Consider the following 4417-nt stretch of genomic DNA (forward strand, 5'->3'; position numbering starts at 1 on the left):
CAGTGAGATAAAGCAAGAAGAAGCGATTGAGATGTTAGCGCAACATCTTGTAACGCGTCCCGTGTTTGAAGCCTTGTTTGAAGGCAATGAATTTGTGCAAAACAATGCCATTTCGCAAGCAATGGAAAAAATCTTAACAGAACTCGACAAAACCAATATCGAGGAAGAATCCAAAGAATTACAAGAGTTTTATGACAGCGTAAAGTTCCGTGCCTCTGGCATTACAGAACCACAGGCAAGACAAAATCTTATTATCAAACTTTACGAAGATTTTTTTACCAAGGCATTTAAGAAAACCACGGATAGGCTTGGGATTGTTTATACCCCCGTTGAGGTCGTGGATTTTATCATTCATTCTGTTGATGATGTTTTACGCAATGAATTTGGAAAAAGCTTGGGGTCACGTGGTGTTTCTATTCTTGACCCTTTCACTGGAACGGGGACCTTTATCACAAGGCTTTTACAATCAAAGCTCATAAAACCAGAGGATATGGAATATAAGTTCCGTCATGATATCCATGCCAATGAGATTGTTTTGCTAGCGTACTACATAGCAGCGATTAACATTGAATCGACTTATCATAGTATCATGAAAGGTGAGTACATTCCTTTCAAGCATATTGGTTTGACCGATACATTCCGGATGCTTGAAAAACAAGATCTGATGAGAGGTTTACTAGAGAAAAACAGTGAATATTTAGAACTTCAGAAAAACCTCAATATTGAAGTTATTTTTGGGAATCCTCCTTATTCAGTAGGGCAAAAAAGCGAAAATGATAATGCAAAGAACAGCCCTTATCCCATATTAGATGAACGTATCCGTAAAACTTATGCTGCTCAATCGAAAGTAACGAATATACGAGCACTTTATGACAGCTATATCCGTGCCATTCGTTGGGCAAGTGACCGTATTGATAATGCTGGGGTAATAGGCTTTGTTTCTGGTTCTGGTTACATAGAAAAGCCAACAATGGATAGCTTACGAAAATCTTTAGCCAAAGAGTTTACGAGTATTTATGTGCTTAATTTACGGGGGGATATTCGTAAAAATATGTTAAGCGATGGGAAAGCTCAAGAAGGTGAAAATGTTTTTGGCAATGGTAGTATGACTGGTATTGCTATAACATTGTTTATCAAAAATCCCAATGCTTCCGGAGATTGTAAAATTTACTATCATGACATTGGTAATAATTTCACGACAAAAGAAAAACTTACAGCTCTTGAATACTTTGGTAGTATTGATGGCATTACACGTGAACAAAGTTGGCAAATGATCACGCCGGATGAACATGGTGATTGGATAAATCAACGTGATGAGAGTTTCAAAACATTCCTAGCCCTAGGTGATAAGAAAAGTCATGGTAAAAAGCTGTTTGAAAATTTTTCTCGCGGTATTATGACGAGTCGTGATGCTTGGACATACAACTCAAGCCCTGAAGCTCTAGCGAAAAACATGAGTAATATGATTGCCTTCTATAACAGTGAAGTGGAACGTTTTAATGATACTTATGCACACACTGACCGTAAAATACATACCAATGTTGTAAATAATTTTGTAAATTCAGATGAAAGTAAGATAAGTTGGAGCCGTGGACTTAAACAAGAGTTGACAAAAAGAAAGTTTTTTGAATTTGAAGAGACATGCCTCATACCAAGTCTGTATCGTCCTTTTACACAACGATGGCTTTATTATAATCGTACCTTCAATGATATGGTTTACCAAATGCCGCGGATATTTCCTATAGAAAAAGCGACTGAAAATAAAGTGATACAAGTTTCTTCTGTAGGAGCAAGAAGTGGATTTTCTATCTTGATGACTAAAAATGTACCTGATGTGAGTGTAATAGATACAGGTCAATGCTTTCCACGCTATATTTACAAAGATGATACGGTTTCAAAAAGTAAAAATGAAAAACAATCCCATTTATTTTTAATTTCTACAGAAGAAAGTAAAACAGCTGGTTTACAGAGGCGTGATGCCATTACGGATGAAGGATTAGCACATTTTAAAGAAGCTTATCCAAATGAAAAAATTACTAAGGATGATCTATTCTATTACGTTTACGGTTTACTTCATTCGGAAGATTACCGTGTTCGTTATGCGGATAACCTCTCTAAAGAATTGCCTCGTATCCCTTGTGTAAAAACTGCTGAAGATTTTTGGAAGTTTGTAACAGCAGGACGTGAATTGGGTCATTTGCACGTGAATTATGAAACTGTAGAACCTTATCCCGTGACCTTTAAAAAAGGTAATCCAAAAGTTACAGAGATCTCTAATCCCGAAAAATTCTATTATGTAACTGAAATGAAATTCGCAAAAATTAAGGATAGTAAGAAAAAGGATAAAACCACTGTTATTTATAATAGCAATATCACAATAACAGATATCCCTCTTGAAGCTTATGAGTATATCGTTAATGGTAAACCAGCTCTTGAATGGGTTATAGGGCGTCAATGTGTTAAGACTGATAAAAAGAGTGGCATTGTTAATGATGCTAATCGCTATGCTGTTGAAACCATTGGCAACCCTGCCTACCCTCTAGAGTTGTTTCAAAGAGTTATTACCGTAAGTTTAGAAACAATGAAAATCGTAAAAAAACTACCAAAATTAGAAATGAGAGAAACTGAATAGATTTGGCATGCTCAGATGATAGGCATGTTAACCTCACAAAGGGGTATAAGGTCTTATAACCTATAGGTTCTATACCCTCTTTATAAATTGCTTACATACAATCTTTAAAAGGAGTGTTTGTATGCGTTATTCTAAAAAGAAATCATTTGCACTTTTAAATACTCTTATTTGAATTGCTTTAAGACTTTTAAGAAATCCACTCTTAAAGTGAATTAGATTTTTTTACATTGCCTTTAAGAGATTATACCGTAATCTAAAATGAGTGCTTTATTGTTATCAAAAGCTTTGTTTAAAGAGAGTTATGTATATTCATTTTGCTTATAGGTTTTGAAGGTGTAAAAACCGTCAAAACCCCCTCAAAACGTATATTATTAGTTGAATTTATAGGTTGTGTTATCAATATGGGTTGTTTTTTAAAGGTCTGTAAAATCTTAACATATTGAAAAATAACGTTTTTACTTTTTATCGTTTTTTTACATAATAGCAGCAACCCTCAAAACTCAAAACCCCTTCAAAACTCATAACCATAAGGATCTTGATAGCATTTATTATGATTATAATCCCTTTCTTTTGAAAGGCTTTAAAAGATCACATACTCTCATAAGACATGTTTTAATCATTTACTAAATGATCACTTTTGTCGATTCAATGTACTGACATAAACTGACAAATATATATTTACAGTTGTATTTATTTGTTATGGCTGTTTTAATAAGTTGTATTTTGAAAAATTGATAAAACTTAACTTATTGAAATATAATGATTTTAATTTTCTCTCATTTAAAAAAAATGATATAGGTTCTAAAAAGAACTGACAAGACTGACAAAAGTTTATTAAAAGGAATTTTGCTCATCTCTATAATGATCAGTTTCTATTGAGATGTTTTCATAAGTGTTTTCATAACGGTCTATAAATCACAATTATCATATATCCTATTTATCATTTCTCTTATGAACATGAAAAATGATGCCATGGCTATAAAGAACATAACAACTATAGAGAAAGCAAAAATGCAAATGAAAGCATTTGTTATAAGAGCGCGGTGCTATTAAGGTCGTTTAAATTAAAGCCCCTTATAAACAAAATTCACAAAAAATTTAAAATTCATTTAGTAACAAAATTGATAGGTTATAAAGTTTAAAATACGCATTATGAGAGCGTTTCTAAATATTATAAATGTATAGATTCAGAAAATAACGCAATCGTTTCATAAAACATATAATATAGCTTTAAAAGCACATAAATATAAAAGAAGAAATTAATAAGCATAAGATATTATCAATACACAACGTATTTAAAAAATAAGAAAAAATATCAAAAAGATAGAAATATTATTTGACAATAAATACGTATTTTGTTACACAAATAATCAAGTGATTAACAAACACTAAACATGTAGCGGATAGATTACGATACAATCTTTCCAAAGCTTTTAAAAACTGGCTATCTTTTATGCTTTAATTAGCATATATGATGATTTTGTCGGGTGTGCTTACACCATACAATACCCTTATGGGAAAAGTGTAAGCAACGGACTACATGCCGTGTTTGTTAACGCCCGACGCCCTTAAAGGGTTGTCAATAACAAACATATAAACATGTAGGTTTTAATTATGAAAAATATCTCAAACAACACCCCCGTTATCTCTAATATTGCAAATGAAACCGCGTCTGTTAATCAACAAGAGCCTGCAAAAAAATACGAATTTATTGATGATTGTGAATATATCGATGGTCATTTCTTAACTCGAATTAGAGCCTTAAGAGATTTTGATGATGTCAAA

At 32.7% G+C, this 4417-nt stretch carries 1 protein-coding gene; it reads left to right on the forward strand.

The annotated features are described in order from the left end of the window. Positions 1–2632, forward strand: a 2632-nt coding sequence (locus tag ACFIME_RS05100) for a type ISP restriction/modification enzyme (protein ID WP_375684602.1), incomplete at its 5' end; no start/stop codon positions are given. Positions 2633–4417 lie beyond the last annotated feature (1785 nt).

Source organism: Bartonella sp. AP1QHHD (genome assembly GCF_042196265.1).
Classification (GTDB): domain Bacteria; phylum Pseudomonadota; class Alphaproteobacteria; order Rhizobiales; family Rhizobiaceae; genus Bartonella.